This window comes from Stenotrophomonas sp. 3diitr2024 (assembly GCF_042136455.1).
In the GTDB taxonomy this organism is placed as follows: domain Bacteria; phylum Pseudomonadota; class Gammaproteobacteria; order Xanthomonadales; family Xanthomonadaceae; genus Stenotrophomonas; species Stenotrophomonas sepilia.
The window spans coordinates 1-328 of record NZ_JBHHMJ010000091.1; the positions used below are offsets into that span (position 1 = coordinate 1).

Sequence of the window (328 nt, forward strand, 5' to 3'; positions counted from 1 at the left end):
CATCACTCGAACCGATGTGGCCCATCGGCGAAACCCACCGTGACCGCGCCCTTGCCGACATTGACCATGCCGGTCAGGCTCATCACCGATTCGTACACGGTCACGCCATGGCCGGCGCCAGCGTTGACCTGGAAGGCACGCTGGTGGTCGGCGCCAAGGACCCGGACGACATGCAGGCGATCCGTCGCTTCGCCGTGGCCTACCTGCGCAACGACGAGCGCGCGCGCATCAAGAAGGCGATCAACCTGGCGCTGGGTTCGGCGTACGTGGAAGAGAAGTCCTATCAGGATTGCGCGCAGCGCACGTGATCCCGGGCAGTCCGCCGCTC

At 65.9% G+C, this 328-nt stretch carries 1 protein-coding gene and 1 pseudogene; one reads left to right on the plus strand and one right to left on the minus strand.

Features of this window, described 5'->3' with window-relative positions; genetic code table 11:
• Nucleotides 1-2: 2 nt before the first annotated feature.
• A pseudogene (locus ABGA94_RS02175) lies at nucleotides 3-116 on the minus strand (fatty acid-binding protein DegV); the annotation flags it as partial.
• On the opposite strand from ABGA94_RS02175, the gene ABGA94_RS02180 reads away from it, so the two are divergent.
• Nucleotides 108-308 carry a hypothetical protein gene (locus ABGA94_RS02180; RefSeq protein ID WP_375366264.1) on the plus strand — a complete coding sequence of 67 codons (201 nt, stop codon included), beginning with the start codon at nucleotides 108-110 and terminating at the stop codon, nucleotides 306-308. The pseudogene ABGA94_RS02175 and the gene ABGA94_RS02180 overlap by 9 nt on opposite strands.
• Nucleotides 309-328 lie beyond the last annotated feature (20 nt).